Origin of the sequence: uncultured Maribacter sp. (assembly GCF_963975365.1) — a bacterium.
Lineage (GTDB): Bacteria > Bacteroidota > Bacteroidia > Flavobacteriales > Flavobacteriaceae > Maribacter.
In genome coordinates, this window is the sequence record NZ_CAXBGF010000008.1 from 61,219 (window position 1) to 86,630 (window position 25,412).

Below are 25,412 nucleotides of genomic sequence, written 5' to 3' on the forward strand. Positions count from 1 at the left end.
ATTTCTTTAAACGAAATTTGTTAAAATTTCTGTTGCAAATCTACTATTTTTTTTCAACTATGAGATTTTTCCTTCTAAATCTAAAAGAAAAGCATATTCTTTGGCTACTTCACGTAAAGACTCAAACCTTCCAGAAGCACCACCATGGCCGGCTTCCATATTAGTATTAAGAAGTAATTGATGATTATCCGTTTTCAAATCTCTTAATTTGGCTACCCATTTAGCCGGCTCAAAATATTGTACTTGAGAATCATGCAAACCAGTAGTTACCAACATATTTGGATATTCTTGTTCAATAACATTATCATACGGCGAATAGGACTTCATATAATCGTAATACTCTTTTTCATTCGGATTTCCCCATTCATCATACTCACCAGTTGTTAGAGGAATAGAGTCATCTAGCATGGTAGTCACTACATCCACAAAGGGTACCGCTGCAATTATACCCTTATAAATATCGGGTTGCATATTAATAATAGCTCCCATGAGCAAGCCACCTGCCGACCCACCCATAGCATATAAATGCTGGGCACTGGTCATTTTCTGTTCAATTAAAAATTTCGAACAATCTATAAAATCGGTAAAGGTGTTTTTCTTTTTCAATAGTTTACCATTATCATACCATCTACGCCCTAAATACTCCCCACCTCTTATATGTGCAATGACGTAAACAAAACCACGATCTAGTAAACTTAAACGAACGGTAGAAAAATAAGGGTCTATTGTTGCACCATAAGAACCATATGCATATTGTAATACGGGTGTATTTTCATTTAAGTCCGTATCTTTTCGATAGACTAATGACATAGGTATCTTTTCGCCATCGCGCGCTGTAGCCCACAAACGAAGTTCTAGATAGTTTTCCTTATCAAACTTACCACCAAGTACTTCCTGCTCTTTTTTAACATCGTTTTCTTTGGTTCTCATATTAAAATCAATAACCGAACTTGGTGTTGACATTGAATTATATGAATACCTTAAAATTTCGGTATCAAAATCAGGATTACTACCTACAAAGGCTGTATAAGTTTCACTTTGAAATGGTAAAAAGTATTCCTCTGTACCGTCCCATTTAATTATGCGAATCTTATTAAGTCCGTTTTCACGCTCTGAAAGCACATAATATTCTTTAAAAATATCAATATCTTCTAATAACACTTCTTCGCGATGAGGAATAAACTCCTGCCAATGCTTAGATGTTGTTTCTAATTCAGAAGAGCGCATTAACTTAAAATTCTCAGCCTTATCCTTATTTGTTAAAATATAGAAGTAATTCGCATAATGAAAAATAGTATATTCTAGACCTCTTTTTCTTGGTGAAAAAACCACAAACTCCCCATCAGGGTTATCGGTAGGTAAAATCTGAAACTCAGAAGTTAATGTACTGAACGAACCTATCACAAAATATTTTTTCGACTTTGTTCTATAAACAAAAGTGCTAAATGTATCATCTTCCTCATGAAAAATCAGAACATCTTCAGAGGTAGGCGTACCTAACTTATGCTTAAAAATTTTATCGGAACGAAGCGTAACTGGATCTTTTCTAGTATAAAATAAGGTCTTATTATCATTTGCCCATACTCCATCGCCTGTTGTATTTTCTATTTTATCTTTTAAAACGACACCAGTTTCTAGATTTTTTATCTGTAATGTATATTGTCTTCTTGAAATGGTGTCTACACCAAAAGCTGCCAATTTATTATCAGGACTGATTGCAATACCACCAAGACTAAAGTAATCGTGCCCCTTCGCCATTTCATTGCCATTGAACATTATCTCCTCAATAGCTTCTAAACTGTGCTTAAATCTAGAATAAAGTGGATACTCCCCTCCTATTTCATAACGAGTACTATACCAATAATCATTCAATTTATAAGGTACAGAAGAATCATCCTCTTTAATTCTACCTTTCATTTCTTGAAATAAATTCTCTTGAAAATCTTTGGTATGTGCCGTTAGCGTTTCATAGTATGAATTTTCAGACTCTAGATATGAAATAACTTCTTCATCTTCCTTGTCATTAAGCCAATAATAATTATCCAATCGAACATCATCATGAATGACTAATTCTTTTTTTACTTTTTTCGCTTTTGGCGGATTCTTATGACTCATATTTAATTAATTAATAAACATGTAAAAATAAGACTAATTCGCAGATGCCCTTTTAGAAAACTTAAAAACAAAAAATGGGCTCCATTTTTATTATTTTTACACTCTAAATCTAAAAATTAAATTATGTTCGGAGATATGATGGGAATGATGGGAAAACTTAAAGAAACCCAACAAAAAGTGGAAGCCACAAAAAAAAGATTAGACACGGTTATAATTGAAGAAAAATCAAATGATAGCCTATTATCGGTAACTATCACAGCCAATAGACAGATAAAAAAAACAGTAATAGATGACAGTCTTTTGGAAGATAAAGAACAATTGGAAGACTACCTCATCATGACCATTAATAAAGCTATCCAAAACGCAACTAACGTTAATGAAGCAGAATTAGCAGCTATTGCAAAAGAAGGAATGCCCAATATTCCTGGTATGGATTCTCTTTTCAAATAAACAACATGTAACGGTAAAAAATTTCTCTTTTGAATTTCTTATCTTTAGAAGAAAGATTTCTTCTATGATCGAATTTAAACAGACAAAAAAAGATAATTACCGCTTTCTATTGAAATCACAAACAGGTAAAACTCTTTTAAGAAGTATACCTTTCCCTTCTAAAGACTCAATGGAATCTTCCTTAAAAGCACTAAAGAACAAGGGCATTAACTTTAAACTATTTGAACGAAGAACTAACACAGATGGTAAATTTTTGGTAGAATTAAAAAATACCGGTGGCGAAATTATTGGATTGAGTGGCCTTTATTCTTCTGAAGCTGGTATGGAAAATGGAATTTTAAACATTAAGAACAGCCTTGAATCTGGCCTAGAATTAACCTTAAAAGTTCATTAATTGTTTTATGAGTTCATCATGCATGGCATCGGTATAGTCTAAATGGGTTACCATGCGTAATTTCCCTTGTCCCATTCCAATTATCAAAATATCTTTTTCCTTTAGTTTATTCACAAAAGTATCACTTGTCATAAAAGACTCGTCTATTTCAAATATGACAATATTAGTTTCAATTGGCTCCACCTTTTTTATAAATGACTTTGCTGACAATGCTTTCCCAATCTCCTCGGCTTTTTTATGATCTTCTGCTAAACGTTCAATATGATTATCTAAAGCATAAATAGCCGCAGCAGCTAAAAATCCTGATTGACGCATTCCACCACCAAAAATTTTACGAATTCGAATCGCCTTATCCATTTGCTCTCTGGTGCCCAATAAAATTGATCCAACCGGGCAGCCAAGACCTTTGCTTAAACATACACTAATAGTATCGAATAATTGACCATATTGCAAGGCCGTCTCATTCTTTTCTACCAAAGCGTTCCACAAACGAGCACCATCTAGATGAAATCCTAAATGGTGTTCGACACAAACCTTTCTTATATTTTCAAGTTCTTTAAAATCCCAACATGTTCCACCGCCTTTATTGGCAGTGTTCTCAACACACACCAATGTGGTTAGCGGACTATGATAAAAATCTGGGGGATTAATAACCGCTTCTACCTGAGCAGCTGTCATAGTGCCCCTACTACCATCTACTAATCTGCAAGAAACCCCACTATTAAAGCTTACACCACCACCTTCATAATTATAGATATGGGCATATTTATCACAAATAAGCTGTTCACCAGGCTGTGTATGTAATTTAATAGCCGTTTGGTTTGTCATTGTACCACTTGGAAAAAACAAAGCGGATTCCATACCAAAAAGCTTGGCTACTTTATCCTCTAAAGCATTTACCGTAGGATCTTCTTTAAAAACATCATCACCTACAATCGCCGACATCATAGCATCTAACATACCAGGTGTGGGTTTTGTTACGGTGTCACTTATAAGATTTATTTGCATTGTAACCTTGTATATTTATATTAATGAAAACAACCCATTCCGATAGGGGATCCATCAGGAATTTTGGGCGAAGGTATCACTTTGAACAATTCTGGATGATCATAAAACTCTTTTATTCTTTTAATCATTTCAGCATGTATTGGATTGCCTCCTGAATCTTTGGCTAATTGTAAACTCAATTCTTTTAATTTCTGTGATGCAATTGCATTTACCTGAGGATGCACCTCTTTATGACCTGCCAAGTTCATAATATGGAATAGTACTCTAAAATTAATCGTTGTTTGGGCTTCACTTAAATAGGCATCTTTATGCTTTTTATTAATTGTAGTTAAAATCAATTCATTGACAACCTCTTCTAGTCCCAAATTATTTCCTTCAATTGCTTTTTGCTGTATAAGCCTTGAAGCTCGTTCTGGATGTAATAAGAATGATAAGGTCATATCAGATGCAGTTTCTACTGCCGACAAAGCATCAAAAGAAACACCTGTTTTTCCATTTATCGATTCTCGAGTTCTTGGCGTTCCAAAAGCTCTTGGAGGAAACAAACGCAATTTATCCTTTGGTATCGCAATTTCAGTAGCATCCAATGTTTTCAAAACACTTTTTAGTGCTTCCTGTTGCATAGCCTTATTTGCAATAGCAACAGTTTGTTGTCCGTCACCTTTAACTGCATAATTATATTCTAAGCCTCCGATTATTTTTGCTACACCTTCTGTTTGATATCTATGATAGAAATAAAGCGGTACAAATACATCTTCGAGAACCGAATAGGGAGTACCGCCTTGAATATTATCAACCGAAAAATTATTAATTGCCGTTTTACGAATTCTCAGCATTTCATCTAATTCTTTACTAACTTCAGCTCCATTATCCCATAAATGTGCCAATACATGAGCACTACCTTGAGGTCGAGCATCTTGATCGGTAATGTAGCGAAGTCCGTCGGTTTTCGCCTTCTCCAAAATGGCATTCAAACCTTTTTTCTCATCATTTTTAGAAAAATTTTGATATGAATAAGCAACGGTAACTTTGTCCCAATCACCTATACCTGTTTCATAAGCTTTAGAAAAATCTATTTCTCCATTAACTAATGAAAATTGCGGATGTGGGTAATCCATAACAGATGATTTATCTGTAGTACTAGCCGCGTAATTATGAGAAAACCCAAGAGTATGGCCAATTTCGTGAGCAGACAGTTGACGAATACGCGCAATCGCGATATCTAACATTGGCTGATAATTATCATCACGTTCAGCAAATGGCTTGTTCATCAAAGCCTGTGCGATTAAAAAATCTTGCCGTATACGTAAACTACCCAAACTAACATGACCTTTTATTATTTCGCCTGTTCTAGGGTCAGTGATACTACTTCCATAGCTCCACCCTCTTGTAGATCGATGAACCCATTGAATTACATTGTAACGCACATCCAAGGGATCTGCTTCATCTGGCAACATAATCAATTGAAAAGCATCCTTATATCCTATGGCCTCAAAAGCTTGGTTCCACCAACGCCCCCCTTCTAAAAGAGCAGATCTTATAGGTTCTGGTGTTCCGTTATCCAAATAGTAAATTATTGGCTCTATCGCTTCACTGATTTCTTGATCAGGATTCTTCTTTGATAATCTATGCCTTGTAATAAATTGTTTAAGAATCGGAGACTCTACAGGTGTAGCATAATCATAATAAGAAAATGGGTAAGAACCACTTCTTGGATCGAACTCTCGCTTTTCATAGTTACCATCCGGCAATTCTATAAATGAATGATGTTCTGCCACAGTAACCAAACTTGCATTAGGTGTAACGCTTTTAATATAACTACCTGTAGGTTCGCCTTTAAATGTCAACGTAACATCGAACTCTACATTTTTAGGGAAAGCTTTTGTTCTATCTAAAGCAAATGCACTTTTAGATTTATCTAAACTATATGATCCTTGCTGGGAACGTTTTAATCTCTCAGTAACCCCATGGGCATCTTGCATTAAAAAATCGCTAATATCAATAATATAAACTCCACTATTCTCCTCTTCAATAGGAAAACCAAATAATATGGATTTAGCAAATGCCTGTTCTACAGATTTACGCTCTAAAATATTATCAGTAATAGCTCTGTATTTTAAATTCGGTTGCACAAGTAGCAATTTATTGCCTGCTTTTTTAAAGAAAACAACTTGTTCATTACCCAATTGCCCACGATCTAAACCTATATCGTTGCTACCGATACCACTACTTAAAGAGTATACGTATAAAAACTCTTTATTTAATTCATTTACTTCTAGATAAATTTTATCCTGACTTTCATCATAATAAAAATTATATAGCCCTTCGTATTTAACAAAATCTTTCTTTTTATCACTGAACTGAGCAGATACTGTATTAAAACATAGAAAAGCAAACCCCAGTAGAAGCACATAATATTTATTCATTTTCTTTTTTATTTCTACTAAAAGTAAATAAAATCTAAGTAATGATAAAACCAATTTACACTCAAGATTATAAATATCATTCTTGTTAAAAAATCTATAATATTATTACAGAATAAGGAAAAAAAACTAAAGATTAATATCAAACTGATAGCAATCATTTATATTTTATAATGTACCTTTTAGAAAAACTATGTCTATGGCGAACATTGAAAATCAAATCTTTTCATCTTATCAAAAAAACCCAGAATTACATGATGAAATATATGATGACAAAGGAAAGATTAAGGAGGTATATCAAAAATTATTTGATATATATGGTGAACATTCTATAAGTGATTATGTAAATCTTAATTCAAAAGCAAAATCTTCTTTTTTCAATCAAGGAATTACTTTTCAAGTATATGGTGACAATGAAGTTCAAGAGAAAATTTTTCCTTTTGATTTGTTTCCACGAATTATAGATCCTAATGAATGGGATATTATAGAACGAGGATCTATACAAAGAAGTAAAGCATTGAATTTATTTCTATGGGACATTTATCATGAAAAAAAGATATTGAAAGATAAAGTAGTGCCCATGGATTTAATTACCTCTTCTGCCAATTATTTAGATCAAATGAACGGAGTTAATCCTCCTGGCGGAATATACAATCATATTTCTGGCACTGATGTTATCAAACATAAAGACGGCAAATATTATGTATTAGAAGATAACATTAGATGTCCGTCTGGGGTAAGCTACGTAATATGTAACCGTACTGCTCTTAAAAAAGCCCTATTCGGAGTTTTCAATCATTACCAAACCCATACGGTAACTAATTATGCTGAAAATCTATTAGAACTTCTAGAATCAGTAAAACCGAAAGGAGTAGATCTTCCCAACGTTGTAGTTATTACTCCGGGAATGTATAATTCTGCCTTTTATGAGCATTCTTACCTAGCAAAAACCATGGGTGTAGAATTGGTAGAGGGCCGTGATCTTTTCGTTGAAAACGATTTTGTTTATATGAAAACTATAAAAGGTCCAGAAAAGGTTGATGTTATCTATAGAAGAATTGACGATCAATTTATAGACCCTTTAGAATTTAGGCCAGATTCTGCACTTGGTGTACCAGGTTTATTCGCTGCATACAAAAAAGGTAATGTGACATTGGCAAATGCACCTGGTACAGGTGTAGCAGATGATAAGGCGGTATATACGTATATGCCACAGATTATAAAGTACTATTTAAACGAAGAACCTATATTAAATAACGTACACACCTATCACTGTAGTAGACCGGACGAATTAAAATATGTTTTAGAACATATTCACGAGCTAGTCATTAAACCGGTCGATGAGGCAGGCGGCTACGGAATTTCAATAGGAAATACATTGACCAAAGCAGAAATAGAAAAGGTTAAACTTGAAATTAAGGAAAGCCCTAGAAAATATGTAGCACAACCAATTATGTCACTTAGTGTTCATCCAACTTATATAGATGAAACAGAATCTTTTGAACAACGACATGTAGATTTAAGAACATTCACTATTCTAGGAAAAGATAAAGAATTTGTATTAAAAGGTGGACTCACTCGAGTTGCTTTAAAAAGAGGTAATTTAATTGTTAACTCCTCACAAGGAGGTGGCTCTAAAGATACCTGGGTACTAAAAAAATAAAAAAACTATATGCTAGCAAGAGTAGCCAATAATTTATTCTGGATGGGACGTTATATCGAACGTTCTGAACACGTTGCACGTTATTTGAACGTGAATTATTTCTCATCATTAGATGCGCCAAACGTAAAATCTCAAGATAGACAGTTCGTGTTGCGTTCTATGTTATTCATGCTAGGCGATCCCGAAAAGGATGATGCCAAAATATTGAAGGAAGAAGATGTACTTTTCAAAATTGGTTTAGATACAGAGAACCCGTTTTCTATAATTAGCACCGTAAAACTTTCTAGGGAAAATGCAAATAGTGCACGTGATTTAATATCGACTGAATTATATGAAGCTATAAATAAGTTTTATCATTTTGTTCTTAATTATCCAAAAGGTGTCTTTGTCAAAAACGGACTTCATGATTTCACAAGTAATATTGCAGAGATGACAGCAATTTTGCGAGGAAAAATTAGAGGTACTTTGCTTCATGATTCTGTATACGCAATCATTATGATGGGGATAAATATTGAAAGAGCAACCCAGATAACACGAATGATTAACTCAAAATACAACGATGCGCTATTATCCCAAGGCAGTTATGGTGATAAATTCAGCAAAAGCTTCGAGTGGACAACCTTATTAAAATGCGCAGAATCTTATGATATGATGCGAAGGTTCTACAAAAAAACTCCAACAAGTATTTCTACCCTAGAATTTTTGATTTTGAACCCAAACTGTCCTAGATCTGTAATGAATTCTTTAAACCAAGTAAATGAACATGTACGCATGCTAAATCCTGAAAAGAGGTATAATAAAGAATCTACCGGTTTTTTAATAGGAAGGGTACGGGCAGAGTATGAATTTAAGTATATTGAGGAAATAGAAGAGGATATTAAAGCTTTTATCGAAAATATATTGGATAGTCTAGTGAAAATAAGCGACAAAGTTGATGAAGAGTTTTTTAACTATTAAGAGCTGTTTTTAAGGTATCTTTGACAACTATGCCAAATGAATACAAAATCACCTATAAAACTGAAAATACTTATGATAATTGGGTTCATGATGCCTATTGGCAATTTTTAATTATCCCAATGGAAAATAAAACTCAACATGAAATTAATGTTGAGTTTTCCAATTCATTATTTGCCAATAACGATTACTCTATTAATGGATTTGGTTTTAATACCATTCGGGTCCATCCCAAAATAAAATTCAAGAAAATAAATTTTGAAGCGCAATTCAGTTTTCTAAAAGATGATATTGATCCATTTGATTTCCCCTTAGATTTGGACGATACTTTAGCTAATGAAAAAATAAAGGAATTAAGTTTTAAAATAGACTTTGAAGCCTTTTTAAAAAGCACCCAACTAACATCATTACCAAATGGCATATCTTCTAACTTTGAATTTGATTCTACAAAGTCCATTTTCGACAATTTACAGTGTTTAAATAATTGGACTTTTGATTATATTCAATTTAAAGCAGGTGTCACTCAAGTAGACACCGTCTTAAGGGATGTTATAGCATCCCGACAAGGGGTATGTCAAGATTTCACGCATCTCTTTTGCGCAATGTCTAGAAAGAATGGAATTCCTGCACGCTATGTTTCAGGATATTTGAATCAAGAACATGGTCTCATAGGAGATTCACAAATGCATGCATGGGCAGAAGTTTACATTCCGTTAGTAGGTTGGAAGGGCTTTGATCCAACCAATAATATCATGGCCAATACAAACCATATAAAGGTGTGCCATGGTAAAGATTATAAAGATTGTTCGCCTCTAAAAGGAATCATTTATTCTATGGGACAAAACAAAACTAAATATAGTGTAAAAGTGCAAAGTCAACAGCAGTAAAATAACTTTCCAGTTTACTCAAAAGAGTATTATTTTTACCAAAATTTAATTATATGAACGTAAGTACAGACCACTACAAAGGTCTTTTAGATCGCCTTGGCGCGTTAAGGAGGTATCTTTGACATCGATGCCAAATTAATTGAAATAGAGAACGAACAAGAAAAAACCTTGTCCCCTGATTTCTGGAACAATCCACAGGAAGCACAGGCGCATATGAAATTTATCCAATCCAAAAAACAATGGGTAGATGATTATAATGCGGCAGAAAATCTTATTGCCGAATTAGAAGTATTAATTGAATTTCAGCAAGAGGGCGAGGTTTCAGAAGAGGAAGTCGAACAACAATACGAAAAAGCTTTGAATACCCTCGAAAAGATGGAATTCAAGAATATGCTATCTGAAGAAGGTGATGAACTACCTGCAGTTCTACAAATAACGGCAGGTGCCGGTGGTACTGAAAGTTGTGATTGGGCCGCAATGCTTATGCGTATGTACATGATGTGGGCAGAAAAGAACGGCTACAAAATTAAAGAACTCAATTACCAAGAGGGTGATGTAGCGGGTATTAAAACAGTTACACTTGAAATTGATGGCGAATTTGCTTTTGGCTGGCTAAAAGGAGAAAACGGCGTACATAGATTGGTACGTATTTCCCCATTTGACAGTAATGCAAAAAGACATACCTCATTTGTTTCTGTATATGTATATCCATTAGTAGATGATAGTATTGAAGTAGATATCAACCCAGCAGATATAACTATCACTACGGCTAGATCAAGTGGTGCCGGTGGTCAAAATGTGAATAAGGTAGAAACCAAGGTACAATTAACACACCACCCCACTGGTATTCAAATTTCTTGTTCAGACAGTAGAAGTCAGCATGATAATAGAGCTACGGCAATTAAGATGCTTAAATCTCAATTATATGAGATTGAGCTGAGAAAAAAAATGGAGGCAAGACAAGAAATTGAATCTTCTAAAATGAAAATAGAATGGGGTTCTCAAATTAGAAACTACGTAATGCATCCATATAAGCTTGTAAAAGATGTTAGAACTGGTGAAGAAACAGGAAACGTTGATAATGTTATGGACGGAGATATAGATCAGTTTCTAAAAGCATTTTTAATGATGATGGGGCAAAAAGAAGAAGAATAGTAATAGCTTTTCCTTTTCTTAAATCGAGATTTAGGAAAAGTTATTTACTTTAAATAACATTATTATCATGATTAAAATATACCACAATTCAAGATGTAGAAAATCTAGGGAGAGTCTTGCTGTTTTAGAAAATTCTGGCAAGAAATTTGAAGTTGTAAATTACTTAGAAAATGTTCCTACCAAAGATGAACTTAAAAATATTATAACTTGCTTAGATATAAAACCAATAAACCTTGTTAGAAAATCTGAAGCAATTTGGAAAGAGAAATTTAAAAGTTTGACCCTATCAGATGAAGAGATAATAGATGCAATGATAGCATTTCCAAAACTGATTGAAAGGCCCATAGTTATTAATGGAAATAGTGCTGTAATAGGTAGACCGGTAACCAATATAGATTCACTATTAAATTAGGGGTTGCACCTAATTTTAATGTATTAACAAATAATTAACCATTTACGGTTAAACCAAATTAAAATTTAATAATCAAAGCACATGAAAAAAGCAATGAAATACAGTAGTATCAGATTTTTCATAATACTGTCAATACTGCTAGGAAGTACTGAAATATACGCACAGTACGGTTATGGAGGTGGTGGTTATGGTTATGGAGGAAGAGGAAATTACGGTTATGGTAGACAAAGAAGTGCCATACCCCAAGCACAGGAATCACAAAAAGAGCCTGAACCTAAAACAGCTGAGCAATTAGTTGATGGTGAAATGCCTAGAATTAGTGAAGCCCTTTCTTTAAATGATTTTGAGCAAGCTGTTTTAAGTTCCGTTTTAAAAAAGTATGTACAAGAACGTATTGAAGCTCAAATATTAAAATTACCTCCCGAAAAAATGCTTGAGGTTTATGAAAATATAACAAAAAGGCAAGATGAAGAATTAAAAGCTGGGTTACCATTAGAAAAATATGAAGCATTTGTAACCATGCAAAAAGAAGGTGTTGCTAAGACACTAAAGAAGTCGAAAAAAAATAAAAAAGAAAAACGAAAAAAAACTAAAACTAATTAAATGAAAAAACTTTTCCCATTACTCCTAATTCTAATACTATCTTTTAATTACACAAATAGTCAAAGACCGGGGGGAGACCGGGAAAAGAGCTCTATACTTATTACAGGGCGGGTTTTAGACCAAGAAACCAATGAACCATTAGAATATGCAACACTAGTTTTGCAAAGTGTAGAAAATCCCGAAAAAATAACAGGAGGCATTACCGATATCGATGGTAACTACAGTGTAGAAACCAACCCAGGCAATTACAATGTTAGTATTGAATATATTTCATATAAAACTTACAAAAAAGCAAATCAATTACTTTCCGAAAACACCAATTTAGGCATCATAAAATTAGCTTTAGATGTAGCCCAATTAGATGCGGTAGAAGTAGTCGGCGAAAAGACGACGGTTGAAGTCCGCTTAGACAAAAAGATATATAATATTGGCAAAGATTTAACCACTAGTGGCGCCAATATTAGTGACGCTCTAAATAATATACCATCCGTAACAGTAGATATTGATGGTGCCATTGCCTTACGAGGAAATGACAATGTCAGAATCTTAATTAATGGAAAACCTTCTGCAATGGCAGGTTTTGGTTCTACTGACGCGCTGAGATCATTACCCGCCGATGCCATTGAGAAAGTCGAGGTAATTACTAGTCCTTCCGCCCGTTATGATGCCGAAGGTACAGCCGGTATACTTAACATTGTTCTTAAAAAGGAAAAGACATTAGGTATTAACGGAACCATAAATACTACTGTTGGTTACCCAACCTCAAGTTCCATAACCTCTAATCTTAATTTAAGAACGGATAAGTTCAACATCTTCAACACCCTTGGCTACTTTTATAGAGCTGCCCCAGGAAATGGCTATTTTGATAATAATTATTTTGACACCATTCCATACAATTTCGATAGAATTATAGAGGATAGAAAGATTAAAAGGAACGATCAAGGTTTCAATGTTAATTTGGGAATGGAATATTTCTTAACCGATAAATCTTCAATTACAGGAAGTGTTTTTGGTCGCTTTACAGATGAACAAGATATCACAGAAAACAGCACTACAAGATATAACCAAAAGGCTATTAGCAGTAATACGTTTAGAAATGAAGAGGAAAACCAAGATGATAAAAGTTATCAAGTCTCCCTTAATTACACCAATAATATTAACGAGGCTGGTCAAAAATTAACGGCAGATTTTCAATATTCATACGACAAAGAAATTCAGCCAACTATAATAACTGAGAACAATACATTTCCAGATTCCGAATTATTGGCCCGTGAAAATATTTTCGAAACACAATTACAGAATGAATTTTTACTTCAAGCAGATTATGTGCTACCTATTGGTGACGCTCAGTTTGAAGCAGGTTATCGTGGTAATTTTGAAGAAAGCTCTAATGATTATCAATTAGACCAATTAAACCTCAATACCGGAGAATTTGAAACCAATTTAGGACTTACAAACATCTTTACGTACACTCAAAATATAAATGCTCTCTATACGCAGTACGGAAATAAGTACGGTAAATTTTCATATCTCTTAGGCTTACGATTAGAAAACACCCAATTAAAAGGTGTAGTCGATGCTACTGTAGACTTAACAGAACTACAAGAATTATTAGGTGGTGAAATAGAACTTGATTTCGACAAAAACTATTTAGGATTATTCCCAACGTTAAACCTGATTTATGAACTAAGCGAAAAAGAAAATTTCAGTATAGGATATAATAGAAGAATAAATAGACCTCGTGGTTTCTTCATAAATCCTTTTCCATCAAGATCTAGTCGTACAAATATATTTCAAGGTAATCCAGATTTAGATCCCGCTTTCGCAAATGCCTACGATTTAGGTTATCTAAAAAGATGGGAAAAGCTAACATTAACCTCATCGGTATATTTACAAAAAGAAACCAATTCTTTTGAACGCATTCAAGAAGAGACGGGACAAGTTACCTCAGATGGAATTAATATTATACGAACATTACCTATTAATTTATCTACAAACCAAAGAATAGGTGCAGAATTGGGTATAATGTATAATCCTGAGAAATGGTTACGTTTAAATGGTAGCTTCAACTTCTTTCAATTTGAAACCGAGGGTTCTTTTAATGGTATAGACTATGGTGCTAAAAACACAAGCTGGTTCTCTAGATTCAGTTCTAAAATAACATTACCAGGTAAAATTGATTGGCAAACAAACGGTTTCTACAGAGGGCCATCTCAAAACTCACAAACCGAGAGTAAAGGAATATTTTCCTTAGACTTAGCGTTTAGTAAAGATGTGCTTAAAGACAAAGGAACACTATCCTTTAATGTTAGTGACCTTTTAAATTCAAGAAAGAGAAGATCATTTACAGATACAATGGACAGCTTAAATGATGATTCTTATTTCACATCAGATAGTGAATTTCAATGGAGACAAAGGCAATTTACTATGGCTTTTATTTACAGAATAAATGAGAAAAAGAAAAATGAGAGAAGAGGAAGAGGAAATAATGACGGTGGAGATGACGAAGAATTCTAAACCTTAAAATAAGAGACAAAAAAAAGAAGCCAATTGGCTTCTTTTTTTTATTTATGCTTCTCTTGCGGCTTTCTTTTTGTCGCGTCTTTCTTTTAACAATTCAATTATGTTTCCTCCTAACCAGTAAGGAACAACAAATAATAACAAAAACATCATTAGCCAAAAACCTATTGTTAAAATGGTCAAGAAAGCTAAAAATCCTAAATATTGGTCAAAATCAAACATATCCTTTTACTTATATATTGCAAAGATACCATAAACGAATTATTTTTTGCAAACGATAAGCAAAATTAATTTCAATATTCTCAACAATCTTGTCACTATAAAAATAAATGTAAACCTTATTTTTGAAGCGATTTAATTAGTTAACTTAAGATTCATTAAAATATAAAACAATGAAATATAGAATCGAGAAAGATACTATGGGTAAAGTAGAGGTACCTCAAGACAAATATTGGGGTGCACAAACCGAACGCTCACGTAACAATTTTAAAATTGGTCCGGTTGCTTCAATGCCTTTAGATATCGTATACGGATTCGCCTATTTAAAAAAATCGGCGGCATATGCTAATTGTGAACTTGGTGTATTGGCAGAAGAAAAAAGAGATTTAATTTCACAGGTATGCGATGAAATTTTAGAAGGTAAGCATAATGACCAATTTCCTTTAGTTATATGGCAAACAGGCTCTGGTACTCAAAGCAACATGAACGTAAATGAAGTTGTTGCCAATAGAGCGCATGAAATTGCAGGTAAAGTAATTGGTGAAGGGGAGAAAACAATTCAGCCTAATGATGATGTCAACAAATCGCAATCATCCAACGACACATTCCCTACGGGTATGCACATTGCTGCATATAAAAAGATTGTAGAAGTTACGATACCAGGTGTCACTCAGTTAAGAGATACTCTAAACAAGAAAGCCAAAGAATTTAAAAATGTGGTTAAAATAGGGCGTACACACCTTATGGATGCCACTCCACTAACCTTAGGTCAAGAATTCTCAGGTTATGTTTCTCAATTAGACCACGGTTTAAAAGCACTTAGAAACACACTTGAGCATCTTAGCGAACTAGCACTCGGTGGTACTGCTGTTGGCACAGGACTAAACACACCAGAAGGTTATGATGTACTGGTTGCAAAATATATTGCAGATTTTACAGGATTTCCTTTCATCACTGCCGAAAACAAGTTCGAGGCATTGGCCGCTCATGACGCTATTGTTGAAAGCCATGGTGCTTTAAAACAACTAGCTGTTTCATTGAATAAAATTGCTAATGACATTAGAATGATGGCTTCTGGTCCACGTTCAGGAATTGGTGAGATTATTATTCCTGCCAATGAGCCAGGAAGCTCTATTATGCCAGGCAAAGTAAACCCAACACAATGCGAAGCATTAACAATGGTTTGTGCTCAAGTAATGGGTAATGATGTAGCTATTAGTATAGGTGGTACTCAAGGGCATTATGAGTTAAATGTCTTTAAACCTTTAATGGCTGCCAATATTCTACAATCAGCTCAATTGATTGGTGATGCTTGCGTTAGTTTTGAAGAGAATTGTGCAGCAGGTATAGAGCCGAACCATGAAGTAATTAAACAACTTCTAAATAATTCTTTGATGCTAGTAACCGCATTGAATACTAAAATAGGTTATTATAAAGCTGCAGAGATTGCAAACACCGCACATAAAAATGGTACAACCTTAAAAGAAGAAGCTGTTAATTTAGGATATGTCACCGCTGAAGATTATGACGATTGGGTAAAACCAGAAAATATGGTTGGTAGTTTAAAAGACTAAACTAACATCTATAAAATAAAAAATGGCGACCAAATTGGTCGCCATTTTAATTCTTAAATTAAAAGTACTATTTCAATTCGAATTTAGAAGTACCCAATAACTTTAATTGGTCATCATATACGTTTACCATATAGTTACCATCTTTAAAATCGCCTGATGGCTTATTGATATAATCACATACATCTAAGGATTTATTTTCAAAATAAAAGCTTGTTTGTTTACTATAAGTAATAGAGGCACCATTATCATTAGTTTTAGAGTTACTTCCTCCAAGAATATTTCCTTGTGGATCTAAAACTTCTAAATAAAATTGTCTATCACCAGCTTGCGCTATTACGTTATCTGCAACTGTAAAACAAATTTTAAATTTGTCTGTAGCTTTAGCTCTTTGTGTAGAAACCATCTTACCACTGCTACGTTCTTTTACGGCATCTACATTGAATTTAGATAAGTTCAATGCTGATCCTTTCTCAACTACTTGAGCTAAATTCGTATTCTGTACTACCAATGAATCATTAAAAACAGTTTGTTTTTCTAATTCAACATACGTACTATCACGTTGCATAGCGATCATAGTATTAGAACGAGTTAAAGAATCAACTTGTTTTAACAACTGTTCTCTTTCAGCTTTAAGAACACCAACTTGTCTTCTATATCTTGACAATGTTCCAATATCTGCTTTCATTGTTTTCACAGAATCAATATATTTTGCAATATTGTCTCTAGCACTAACTAACTCTTCATTGGTAGCGTTACTTTCTAAAATAGCTTTATCATACTCGGATTGTAAGCTTTTTAAATCTTCTACTACCAATTCTTTTTCTTTGGTGAGTACAACTTCAGTCTTTTTCTTATCTTGATAAAGACTAACGGTGTAAATGATAGTACCTAAAAGCACAACCCCTAAAAGCGCGGTCAAAACCTTTAAACCATTGTTATTTTTTGTTTCAGTCATAATGTTAAATTTAATAAAGTGTCTGTTTGTTCAGTATATATACGTTAAGTTTTAACGTTTAGATTTTTTGATGTTAAATTAATTTAGATTCTGCTTTTTCACTATTAAGAATAGCATAACTTAGAACCACTAATCATTTAAAAATCTACAATGTTAACCATAGTTCCGTACCAATCTAAATATGCAAAAAACTTTAAAGAGCTAAACCTAGCTTGGATTACCGAATATTTTAAAGTAGAAGAAAAAGACAGAGAACTATTAGATAATTGTGAATCTTCAATCATCAAAAAAGATGGGTATATTTTTATAGCATTATGGGACAATAAGCCAATTGGTTGCTTTGCGCTATTGAAAATATCTGAATTTAATTTTGAACTAGGAAAAATGGCTGTTAGCAAATCGCACCAAGGTCTTAAAATTGGCCAAGAACTATTAGTCTATGCTATAAATTTTGCCAGAAATGAAAACTGGCAGAAACTAATATTGTACTCAAGCACGAAACTTGGCACGGCTTTGCATATATATAAGAAATTAGGTTTTACACCGGTGCCTTTAGAAAATAATAGTATCTATCTTAGATCGGACATTAAAATGGAATTAACACTTTAAAAAAACGATGATGAAAAAGAAAAAATTACTAGTCTTGTTATTGATATTTTCCCTTTCGTTTGCATGTAAGGATGCAAAGAAATCGGAAAAAGAAATAGATTCATCTACTGAGAATGTTGAAGAAACAGCAGATGCCAAGAAAATTTTAAAAACGAAAGGTGATGAAATAAAAATCATACCAATTGAACATGCCACTGCAGTTATTGAATGGGGTGATGTCTCCATTTACATTGACCCAACAGGTGGACCTTTAGCGTTTAAAAATCTAAAAACACCAGATTTAATTTTGATCACTGATATTCATGGTGACCATTTCAATAAAGAAACATTAGAAGCCCTAGATGTTTCTAAAGCTAAGTTCGTAGTACCGCAAACAGTAGCTGATGAAATGCTAAATGAGTTTGTTGGGAAACTGGAAGTTCTAGCCAATGGATCAAATATAGAACTAAATGGAATATCAATAGAGGCTGTTCCCATGTACAATTTAAGAGAAGAGGCCAAAGATTTTCATGTAAAAGGTCGAGGCAATGGTTACATATTAACGATTGATGGTCAACGCATTTATTTTTCTGGTGATACTGAAGATATACCAGAAATGCGTTCTTTAAAAAATATTGATAAGGCCTTTGTTTGCATGAACCTACCTTACACAATGACTGTTGAAAGTGCAGCCTCTGCAGTTTTAGATTTTAAACCTAAACAGGTATATCCATATCACTATAGAGGCCGACCAGATGTAAGTAATGTTGAAATATTTAAAAAGCTGGTCGATGCAGGTAATCAAGATATTGAAGTAGTTCAATTAGATTGGTACCCAAATGAAGATTTCTAAATAGAACATAATGTAAAAAAAATAAAAAGCCCGCGATTACGGGCTTTTTAATCATCTAATTAGTTTTTTATACTTTATTCGTTTTGGCATTAAATCTCCGCCAAGTCGTTTCTTTTTATTCTCTTCATAATCTGAGAACGAACCTTCAAAGAAATAAACTTCCGAATTTCCTTCAAAAGCTAGTATGTGTGTACAAACACGATCTAAGAACCATCTATCATGCGATATTATCACCGCACAACCTGCAAAGTTCTCCAAACCTTCTTCTAATGCTCTTAACGTATTAACATCTAAATCGTTAGTAGGCTCATCTAACAAGAGTACATTACCTTCTTCTTTTAAGGTCATTGCCAAGTGTAAACGGTTACGTTCACCACCAGACAACATACTTACCTTCTTATTTTGTTCGCTACCCGAAAAATTAAATCTACTTAAATAAGCTCTAGAATTTACTTGTTTACCTCCCATCATAATGAGTTCTTGCTCATCACTGAAATTCTGCCAAATTGTTTTCTCGACATCAATATTTGAATGGCTTTGATCTACGTAGGCTATTTTAGCCGTTTCACCAATTTCAAATTCTCCTTTATCTGGCTTTTCCTCTCCCATAATCATTCTGAAAATGGTCGTTTTACCAGCACCGTTAGGCCCAATAATACCAACAATACCTGCTTGAGGTAATTTAAAATTCAAATTCTCATAAAGCAACTTATCTCCGTATGCCTTACTAACACCTTTGGCTTCTATAACATTAGTACCCAGACGTGGCCCATTAGGTATGTAAATTTCAAGTTTTTCATCAAGCTGCTTTTGGTCTTGACTCATTAATTTATCATAATTCTTAAGCCGAGCTTTTTGTTTCGTCTGCCTACCTTTTGCTCCTTGACGAACCCATTCCAGCTCACGCTCCAAAGTTTTTTGTCTTTTTGAGGCAGTCTTATTTTCTTGTGCAAGTCTTTTAGATTTCTGATCTAACCAAGAAGAGTAGTTTCCTTTCCAAGGTATACCTTCTCCTCTATCCAATTCCAATATCCATCCGGCTACATTATCTAAAAAATATCTATCATGGGTTACAGCAATAACAGTTCCTTTATATTGCGCTAAATGATGTTCTAACCAATGTACAGATTCAGCATCTAAGTGGTTTGTTGGCTCATCTAACAAAAGAATTTCAGGTTCTTGCAGCAACAATCTACATAGCGCAACTCTTCTTCTTTCACCACCAGACAATACACCAATCTTCTTATCTGGTTCTGGTGTGCGAAGGGCATCCATCGCTATTTCTAGCTTAGTATCTAACTCCCATGCATTAGCAGCATCAATTTTATCTTGCAATACAGCTTGCTGATCCATCAACTTCTGCATTTTATCGGCATCCTCATAAACTTCAGGAAGACCGAACATATCGTTTATCTTATTGTACTCATCAAGAATAGCAACCGTTTCAGCTACCCCTTCCTTTACAATTTCCAAAACCGTTTTGTTTTCATCTAATTCTGGCTCTTGCTCTAAATAGCCAACATTGTAGCCAGGAGAAAAAACTACATCACCTTGAAAATTTTTATCAACTCCTGCAATTATTTTTAAAAGGGTTGATTTACCTGAACCGTTTAATCCTAAGATTCCGATTTTAGCACCATAAAAGAAACTTAAGTATATATTCTTTAGTACGGGTGTATTTGCATTCTTGTAGGTTTTCGTAACCCCTGACATGGAGAAGATCACCTTCTTATCATCTGACATATAATTATAATATTAAATAAAAAATAATAATTAAACCTAATTGCAGGATTCGTTTTAGGTTTTGTTTGTGAGCTACTTAGACCCTTCCTTTTAGGGCATTGAAAACCCATGCAATTGCAAAGAAACCAACACCTACAGAGGCAAAACCCCATCCGGCAACATCATCATAACGAAAAGCTCCTAAAGCAATTAGTGCAAGACCTACAAAAATCATAATAAAAGTGGCCCATGCGAGCACTGTATTCTTGTTCATTTTCAAATCAATTAAAATTTAAGCGAATTTCAAATATCGGAAATTTTAAAACATTTGTCCAACTTTAATACGGCTATTATTCAAAGGGAAACACAATTCCGACTTTATTACGCACAGTATCCATAATTTCAATTAAATCCATGCTATTTTTATGACTCCATAAATCACTTTCTGTTTTCCCTGCATTTAAGCAATTATGCACTTCTTCAATTTCATATGTATAACCTTTACCTACCTTACCAACCTCAACGACACTAGAATCTCCATCGACTTCTAACGTGTATCCTGAGGCTTCATGCCATCTAGGATGCACAAAAATTGAACCTTTACTACCGGCTATTTGAGCTTTCATTTCTGAATTAGAATTAAGCCCGCTATATAAGATTGATTGAGCATCATCGTAGTCAAAAATCATACTTGTTTGAACCTCAACTCCAGTTTTATAAAAATTGGCAGATGCCTTTATATCTTTTGGTATACCTAACATTAAATAGGATAGGAATATGGGATAAATACCAATATCCAATAAAGAACCACCTGCAAGATCAGGATTCAAAAGTCTACCGTTTTCGTCACGATCTAAAGCATAAAAAGCAAAATCTGCATGTAAATAACCAATATCGCCGATGGTTCCATTATCTACAATTTCTTTCACCTTTTTTATGGTAGGGTTAAAACGTGTCCATAGGGCTTCCATAAAAAAAACATTGCTTTCTTTAGCCACCTTAATCATCTCTTCTACCTCATTTTTATTAACTCCCACTGGTTTTTCACAAAGTACACTTTTACCTGCCTTCATTGCGGCAATACTTAATTTTGCGTGGGTGGTATGCGGTGTAGCGATATAAATCACGTCGACCATATCACTGTTAAACAATTCTTCATAACTACCAAAAGCATTTGGCACTCCATACTCCTTAGCAAAAGACCGTGCCTTATCTAAATTTCTAGATGCCACTGCCGTTAATTCACCACCACTTGCCAAGGCTAAATCTTTTGAAAAACTATGTGCAATGTTACCTGCCCCTACTATGCCCCACTTTATCATACATTATATTTTTTGTTGTATCTACACCAAAATTAACTTCTTATCTTTATCCGAAGAAAAGAAATAATTAAGAATGGATTTAAAATTCAATCAAAACGAAGATAGGAATAAGTTATTATTATCAGACCTTAGAAGAAAGTTGAATGATGTTTATCTAGGAGGTGGAAAGTCAAAAATCGCCAAACAGCACGACCTAGGTAAGATGACCGCTAGGGAACGTATTGATTACCTTTTGGATACAAATTCAAACCGAATTGAGGTAGGAGCATTTGTTGGTGACGGCATGTATGAAGAACATGGCGGATGCCCATCTGGAGGGGTTGTCATTAAAATAGGATATATCCATGGCAAACAATGTATTGTTGTTGCAAATGACGCCACCGTAAAAGCCGGTGCATGGTTTCCTATTACTGCAAAGAAAAATTTAAGAGCCCAAGAAATTGCCATTGAAAATAAATTACCGATTATCTATTTAGTGGACAGTGCAGGAGTTTATTTGCCTTTACAGGATGAAATTTTTCCAGACAAAGAGCATTTCGGTCGCATATTTAGAAACAATGCTATAATGAGCAGCATGGGTATTACCCAGATTTCTGCTGTTATGGGTAGCTGTGTTGCCGGTGGAGCTTATTTACCCATTATGAGTGATGAAGCGTTAATAGTTGACAAAACTGGTAGTATATTTTTAGCTGGCAGTTATTTAGTAAAAGCTGCTATTGGTGAAAGTATTGATAATGAGACTTTAGGCGGGGCAACAACACACTGTGAAATAAGCGGAGTTACGGATTACAAAGCAAAAGACGATGCAGCAGCTTTAGATACTATTAAGAATATCATGGATAAGATCGGCGATTTCCCTAAAGCCGGATTCAATCGCAAGAAAAGCATTAAACCTAAAGAAAACCCCGATGATATTTATGGAATACTACCAAGCTCTAGATCGGAACAATATGATATGATGGAAATCATTAAGCGATTGGTTGATGATTCTGAATTTGAAGAATATAAAGCTGGCTACGGACAAACCATACTTACAGGATATGCTAGAATAGACGGATGGGCCGTTGGTATTGTTGCCAACCAAAGAAAAGTAGTGAAGACTGCGAAAGGTGAAATGCAGTTCGGTGGCGTAATCTATTCAGATTCAGCTGATAAGGCAACACGTTTTATAGCGAACTGCAATCAAAAGAAAATTCCTTTGGTCTTTTTACAGGATGTCACCGGCTTTATGGTGGGTAGTAAAAGTGAACATGGGGGTATTATTAAAGATGGCGCCAAAATGGTAAATGCAGTCAGTAACTCCGTAGTACCAAAATTCACTATCTTAATCGGTAATAGTTATGGAGCGGGAAATTACGCGATGTGCGGAAAGGCTTACGACCCAAGATTAATTGTTGCTTGGCCAAGTGCAGAACTTGCCGTAATGAGTGGTAATTCTGCCGCAAAAGTACTTTTACAAATTGAAAAATCCTCTCTAAAAAAGAAAGGTGAAACCATTACCGATAAAAAAGAAAAGGAAATGTTCGATAAGATAAAACAACGATACGATAACCAAGTATCTCCGTATTATGCCGCTTCACGCTTATGGACAGATGCTATTATAGACCCAAAAGATACTCGTAAATGGGTTTCAATGGGTATAGAGGCCGCTAATCATGCGCCTATTGAAAAGCCTTTTAATATGGGCATTTTACAGGTTTAAGATTACAATTTATACCAATAGATATATTGCATTGAAGAACTTTTAAATACATAAAGAGGCAACCTATCTTTTGTTAAAGTTACTTCTTGCTACAATTGACAACAATTCTCTATTAACATTTTTCTCAGACATTTCAATTACTTCTACTACTTCTTTCTGAGAAGATCTTCCGTAATTATAATAAATAGTAGTTTTTAGATACGTGGGATCATAACCTTTATTTCCTAAGTATTTTAGATTAATTTTCCATACCCCTTCTTGCGTTTCATCTATTAAAAATTGTTTACTTGAATACCCTTTTATCTTTTCATCATAAATCCTTTTAGGTTCATTTTCAAGGGTATGACTCCATACAAAATAGCGGCTTTCTGGATTAACGAATTGTAGGTCGAATTCTGCCTCACTATTATTCCATTCAAAAAGTACTCGAATACCTCCAACATCTCCATCTACCCTATCCTCTTCCGAAATGGCTAGCTGATCAGGTCTTAATGCTATTAAATTTACGGTTTCGGTTTCCACAATCGCATCTATACCATCCTCTATGGCTGCAATTGGATCCATTTTCCTAAAACTCTTATATCGTGCATAAATACCTAAGGCTTTCTTGTACTGTTGATTTACAACATACATATTGGCTAAATCTCGATAAGATTGGGCATATCTAGGTCTATTTATGAAAATTTTCTTGTATAAAGGAAGTACATCTTGCAATCTATTTTGCTTTTCCAAAAGATATGCAAGTCCCTTTAAGGCATCGGGGTTATCTTCAAATTTATCTTTAAATTCAGATTCAATTTTCGAAGAAAAAAGGTTATCCACTCTCTTTTCATAAAAGTGATTCAACGAAGCCAGAAAAAAATATGGAGAACTACCATATACTTTTTTCTGTTCTTGAAATACGCCAAATGCATCTTCATCCGATCCTGCTTTCTCCATATCAATAATATAAATAGGAGCCGCTCTTGCCAAAGCACTTGTGGCCATGGATTTGTCAAACTTATTATTTCGAAGTTTCGCTTGATCATAAGGCTCATTCGACCCTTCTTCTCTTTTAATAAATTTACCCTTAGTATTTATTATGATAACACCACCACTTGCAATATTACCATATTTAATAGCTCCTTTAAGGCCAGGAATAATAGCAATTCTATCTATACTATTCAGATCAAGAAATTCTGGGGTTGTGGTAAAAATCACTCCATCCACTTCAAAAATTGGCGGTTTTGGATTTTCCAATGAGCCTCCTCCTCTAAGTAAAACGGTATTATCTCCACCGCGTCTTAATCCTGGAAGAATTCCAATTAAAGCATCAACAAGATAAACTGCCCCTCCATTAAGACTCGCACCATCTATAAAGTTCATTTCATAGCCAGCATTTTCTGCATCAATAAAACCATATGATGTTTGTATAATACTTTTCTTTGTAGCATAATCAATTGCCATAGCTTCTTGACCTTTCTTTTTTCTTTGCTCTACGGTAACCTCATCGAGCTCTTGTACCATGGGCAACATATCGATATTCAGTACTTTCGTTACATCTTCTACAATTATTTCAACCGTTTTCATACCTACATAACTAAAAACCAAAATATCACGCGGACTAGCATTAATTTGGTATTTTCCGCTACTACTGGTTTGTATACCCGAAGACGAACCTTTTAGAGAAATATTGACACTAGGCAATGGCGCGTCATATGAAGTCACCACCCCTTTTATACTATTTGTATTGTCTTGAGATAAACAAATAAAACTGCTAAAAAGAAATAAATAAGCTAAAATGGATTTCATAGATTGTTTTTGTAATCAATATATTATAGAAAATTCCTACAAATATTTTAAAAATTTAAAGTTTTCAAAAAACACATCTGTATAGAAATAATCTTTTAAATA

Annotated in this window: 22 protein-coding genes; 13 read left to right on the forward strand and 9 right to left on the reverse strand. The window is 34.2% G+C overall.

Annotated features, from left to right (window positions below; genetic code table 11):
* Positions 1 to 57: 57 nt before the first annotated feature.
* Positions 58 to 2,115 carry a S9 family peptidase gene (locus AACZ49_RS10845; protein WP_339654511.1) on the reverse strand — a complete coding sequence of 686 codons (2,058 nt, stop codon included), beginning with the start codon at positions 2,113 to 2,115 and terminating at the stop codon, positions 58 to 60.
* Positions 2,116 to 2,238: 123 nt separating this feature from the next.
* On the opposite strand from AACZ49_RS10845, the gene AACZ49_RS10850 reads away from it, so the two are divergent.
* Both AACZ49_RS10850 and AACZ49_RS10855 read left to right on the forward strand, forming a co-directional pair.
* Positions 2,239 to 2,565 carry a YbaB/EbfC family nucleoid-associated protein gene (locus AACZ49_RS10850; protein ID WP_339654512.1) on the forward strand — a complete coding sequence of 109 codons (327 nt, stop codon included), beginning with the start codon at positions 2,239 to 2,241 and terminating at the stop codon, positions 2,563 to 2,565.
* Positions 2,566 to 2,629: 64 nt separating this feature from the next.
* Positions 2,630 to 2,959: a YegP family protein gene (locus AACZ49_RS10855; RefSeq protein ID WP_339654514.1), complete on the forward strand. Its 330-nt coding sequence runs from the start codon at positions 2,630 to 2,632 to the stop codon at positions 2,957 to 2,959.
* Here the strand turns inward: AACZ49_RS10855 and AACZ49_RS10860 are convergent.
* Together AACZ49_RS10860 and AACZ49_RS10865 are read right to left on the reverse strand one after the other, a co-directional pair.
* Positions 2,945 to 3,967: a GntG family PLP-dependent aldolase gene (locus AACZ49_RS10860; protein ID WP_339654516.1), complete on the reverse strand. Its 1,023-nt coding sequence runs from the start codon at positions 3,965 to 3,967 to the stop codon at positions 2,945 to 2,947. The two genes, AACZ49_RS10855 and AACZ49_RS10860, sit on opposite strands and share 15 nt — an antisense overlap.
* Before the next feature lie 20 nt (positions 3,968 to 3,987).
* Complete coding sequence (locus AACZ49_RS10865) at positions 3,988 to 6,393, reverse strand: zinc-dependent metalloprotease (RefSeq protein WP_339654519.1); 2,406 nt, start codon at positions 6,391 to 6,393, stop codon at positions 3,988 to 3,990.
* A 196-nt stretch (positions 6,394 to 6,589) separates the two neighbouring features.
* On the opposite strand from AACZ49_RS10865, the gene AACZ49_RS10870 reads away from it, so the two are divergent.
* The 7 genes from AACZ49_RS10870 to AACZ49_RS10900 all read left to right on the forward strand — a co-directional run bounded on the left by AACZ49_RS10870 (position 6,590) and on the right by AACZ49_RS10900 (position 14,581).
* Positions 6,590 to 8,053: a circularly permuted type 2 ATP-grasp protein gene (locus AACZ49_RS10870; protein WP_339654520.1), complete on the forward strand. Its 1,464-nt coding sequence runs from the start codon at positions 6,590 to 6,592 to the stop codon at positions 8,051 to 8,053.
* Positions 8,054 to 8,062: 9 nt separating this feature from the next.
* Positions 8,063 to 9,010: an alpha-E domain-containing protein gene (locus AACZ49_RS10875; RefSeq protein WP_339654521.1), complete on the forward strand. Its 948-nt coding sequence runs from the start codon at positions 8,063 to 8,065 to the stop codon at positions 9,008 to 9,010.
* 29 nt (positions 9,011 to 9,039) lie between these two features.
* Positions 9,040 to 9,894, forward strand: coding sequence for a transglutaminase family protein (locus AACZ49_RS10880; RefSeq protein WP_339654522.1), 855 nt, complete (start codon positions 9,040 to 9,042; stop codon positions 9,892 to 9,894).
* Between the two features lie 53 nt (positions 9,895 to 9,947).
* Positions 9,948 to 11,049, forward strand: a protein-coding gene (gene prfB / locus AACZ49_RS10885) for a peptide chain release factor 2 (protein WP_339654525.1) whose coding sequence is annotated in 2 segments (ribosomal slippage) — positions 9,948 to 10,013 and positions 10,015 to 11,049 — 1,101 coding nt in all. Because the reading frame shifts where the segments join, the coding sequence is not laid out codon by codon here.
* Positions 11,050 to 11,116: 67 nt separating this feature from the next.
* On the forward strand, positions 11,117 to 11,461 hold the full coding sequence (gene arsC, locus AACZ49_RS10890; protein ID WP_339654528.1) for an arsenate reductase (glutaredoxin): 345 nt from the start codon (positions 11,117 to 11,119) through the stop codon (positions 11,459 to 11,461).
* An 81-nt stretch (positions 11,462 to 11,542) separates the two neighbouring features.
* Positions 11,543 to 12,064 (forward strand): hypothetical protein, encoded by a 522-nt coding sequence (locus AACZ49_RS10895; RefSeq protein WP_339654530.1) that lies wholly within the window; start codon positions 11,543 to 11,545, stop codon positions 12,062 to 12,064.
* Positions 12,065 to 14,581: an outer membrane beta-barrel family protein gene (locus tag AACZ49_RS10900; RefSeq protein ID WP_339654533.1), complete on the forward strand. Its 2,517-nt coding sequence runs from the start codon at positions 12,065 to 12,067 to the stop codon at positions 14,579 to 14,581.
* 51 nt (positions 14,582 to 14,632) lie between these two features.
* Here the strand turns inward: AACZ49_RS10900 and AACZ49_RS10905 are convergent, their stop codons facing one another.
* A complete protein-coding gene (locus AACZ49_RS10905) occupies positions 14,633 to 14,806 on the reverse strand; it encodes a hypothetical protein (protein ID WP_091609002.1) in 174 nt (57 codons plus the stop codon).
* Between the two features lie 170 nt (positions 14,807 to 14,976).
* Here AACZ49_RS10905 and fumC point away from each other — a divergent pair, with 170 nt between their 5' ends.
* Positions 14,977 to 16,377: a class II fumarate hydratase gene (gene fumC / locus AACZ49_RS10910; protein ID WP_339654538.1), complete on the forward strand. Its 1,401-nt coding sequence runs from the start codon at positions 14,977 to 14,979 to the stop codon at positions 16,375 to 16,377.
* A gap of 67 nt (positions 16,378 to 16,444) precedes the next feature.
* Here the strand turns inward: fumC and AACZ49_RS10915 are convergent, their stop codons facing one another.
* Complete coding sequence (locus AACZ49_RS10915) at positions 16,445 to 17,332, reverse strand: hypothetical protein (RefSeq protein ID WP_339654540.1); 888 nt, start codon at positions 17,330 to 17,332, stop codon at positions 16,445 to 16,447.
* 150 nt (positions 17,333 to 17,482) lie between these two features.
* On the opposite strand from AACZ49_RS10915, the gene AACZ49_RS10920 reads away from it, so the two are divergent.
* Both AACZ49_RS10920 and AACZ49_RS10925 read left to right on the forward strand, forming a co-directional pair.
* Complete coding sequence (locus AACZ49_RS10920) at positions 17,483 to 17,941, forward strand: GNAT family N-acetyltransferase (protein WP_339654542.1); 459 nt, start codon at positions 17,483 to 17,485, stop codon at positions 17,939 to 17,941.
* A 10-nt stretch (positions 17,942 to 17,951) separates the two neighbouring features.
* Complete coding sequence (locus AACZ49_RS10925; protein ID WP_339654545.1) at positions 17,952 to 18,773, forward strand: MBL fold metallo-hydrolase; 822 nt, start codon at positions 17,952 to 17,954, stop codon at positions 18,771 to 18,773.
* A gap of 51 nt (positions 18,774 to 18,824) precedes the next feature.
* Here the strand turns inward: AACZ49_RS10925 and ettA are convergent, their stop codons facing one another.
* The 3 genes from ettA to AACZ49_RS10940 all read right to left on the reverse strand — a co-directional run bounded on the left by ettA (position 18,825) and on the right by AACZ49_RS10940 (position 21,817).
* Entirely contained in the window at positions 18,825 to 20,516 is a 1,692-nt protein-coding gene (gene ettA, locus AACZ49_RS10930) for an energy-dependent translational throttle protein EttA (RefSeq protein WP_339654547.1), read from the reverse strand.
* A gap of 76 nt (positions 20,517 to 20,592) precedes the next feature.
* Positions 20,593 to 20,769 (reverse strand): CAL67264 family membrane protein, encoded by a 177-nt coding sequence (locus tag AACZ49_RS10935; RefSeq protein ID WP_200811599.1) that lies wholly within the window; start codon positions 20,767 to 20,769, stop codon positions 20,593 to 20,595.
* 76 nt (positions 20,770 to 20,845) lie between these two features.
* Entirely contained in the window at positions 20,846 to 21,817 is a 972-nt protein-coding gene (locus tag AACZ49_RS10940) for a Gfo/Idh/MocA family oxidoreductase (RefSeq protein ID WP_339654549.1), read from the reverse strand.
* 73 nt (positions 21,818 to 21,890) lie between these two features.
* On the opposite strand from AACZ49_RS10940, the gene AACZ49_RS10945 reads away from it, so the two are divergent.
* Entirely contained in the window at positions 21,891 to 23,519 is a 1,629-nt protein-coding gene (locus AACZ49_RS10945; RefSeq protein WP_339654551.1) for a carboxyl transferase domain-containing protein, read from the forward strand.
* Between the two features lie 63 nt (positions 23,520 to 23,582).
* Here the strand turns inward: AACZ49_RS10945 and AACZ49_RS10950 are convergent, their stop codons facing one another.
* A complete protein-coding gene (locus AACZ49_RS10950) occupies positions 23,583 to 25,310 on the reverse strand; it encodes a carboxypeptidase-like regulatory domain-containing protein (protein WP_339654553.1) in 1,728 nt (575 codons plus the stop codon).
* Positions 25,311 to 25,412 lie beyond the last annotated feature (102 nt).

Coding starts and splice junctions, on each gene's coding strand:
- AACZ49_RS10845 (WP_339654511.1), bottom strand. CDS start 2,115: ATGAGTCATAAGAATCCGCCAAAAGCGAAAAAAGTAAAAAAAGAATTA.
- AACZ49_RS10850 (WP_339654512.1), top strand. CDS start 2,239: ATGTTCGGAGATATGATGGGAATGATGGGAAAACTTAAAGAAACCCAA.
- AACZ49_RS10855 (WP_339654514.1), top strand. CDS start 2,630: ATGATCGAATTTAAACAGACAAAAAAAGATAATTACCGCTTTCTATTG.
- AACZ49_RS10860 (WP_339654516.1), bottom strand. CDS start 3,967: ATGCAAATAAATCTTATAAGTGACACCGTAACAAAACCCACACCTGGT.
- AACZ49_RS10865 (WP_339654519.1), bottom strand. CDS start 6,393: ATGAATAAATATTATGTGCTTCTACTGGGGTTTGCTTTTCTATGTTTT.
- AACZ49_RS10870 (WP_339654520.1), top strand. CDS start 6,590: ATGGCGAACATTGAAAATCAAATCTTTTCATCTTATCAAAAAAACCCA.
- AACZ49_RS10875 (WP_339654521.1), top strand. CDS start 8,063: ATGCTAGCAAGAGTAGCCAATAATTTATTCTGGATGGGACGTTATATC.
- AACZ49_RS10880 (WP_339654522.1), top strand. CDS start 9,040: ATGCCAAATGAATACAAAATCACCTATAAAACTGAAAATACTTATGAT.
- arsC (WP_339654528.1), top strand. CDS start 11,117: ATGATTAAAATATACCACAATTCAAGATGTAGAAAATCTAGGGAGAGT.
- AACZ49_RS10895 (WP_339654530.1), top strand. CDS start 11,543: ATGAAAAAAGCAATGAAATACAGTAGTATCAGATTTTTCATAATACTG.
- AACZ49_RS10900 (WP_339654533.1), top strand. CDS start 12,065: ATGAAAAAACTTTTCCCATTACTCCTAATTCTAATACTATCTTTTAAT.
- AACZ49_RS10905 (WP_091609002.1), bottom strand. CDS start 14,806: ATGTTTGATTTTGACCAATATTTAGGATTTTTAGCTTTCTTGACCATT.
- fumC (WP_339654538.1), top strand. CDS start 14,977: ATGAAATATAGAATCGAGAAAGATACTATGGGTAAAGTAGAGGTACCT.
- AACZ49_RS10915 (WP_339654540.1), bottom strand. CDS start 17,332: ATGACTGAAACAAAAAATAACAATGGTTTAAAGGTTTTGACCGCGCTT.
- AACZ49_RS10920 (WP_339654542.1), top strand. CDS start 17,483: ATGTTAACCATAGTTCCGTACCAATCTAAATATGCAAAAAACTTTAAA.
- AACZ49_RS10925 (WP_339654545.1), top strand. CDS start 17,952: ATGAAAAAGAAAAAATTACTAGTCTTGTTATTGATATTTTCCCTTTCG.
- ettA (WP_339654547.1), bottom strand. CDS start 20,516: ATGTCAGATGATAAGAAGGTGATCTTCTCCATGTCAGGGGTTACGAAA.
- AACZ49_RS10935 (WP_200811599.1), bottom strand. CDS start 20,769: ATGAACAAGAATACAGTGCTCGCATGGGCCACTTTTATTATGATTTTT.
- AACZ49_RS10940 (WP_339654549.1), bottom strand. CDS start 21,817: ATGATAAAGTGGGGCATAGTAGGGGCAGGTAACATTGCACATAGTTTT.
- AACZ49_RS10945 (WP_339654551.1), top strand. CDS start 21,891: ATGGATTTAAAATTCAATCAAAACGAAGATAGGAATAAGTTATTATTA.
- AACZ49_RS10950 (WP_339654553.1), bottom strand. CDS start 25,310: ATGAAATCCATTTTAGCTTATTTATTTCTTTTTAGCAGTTTTATTTGT.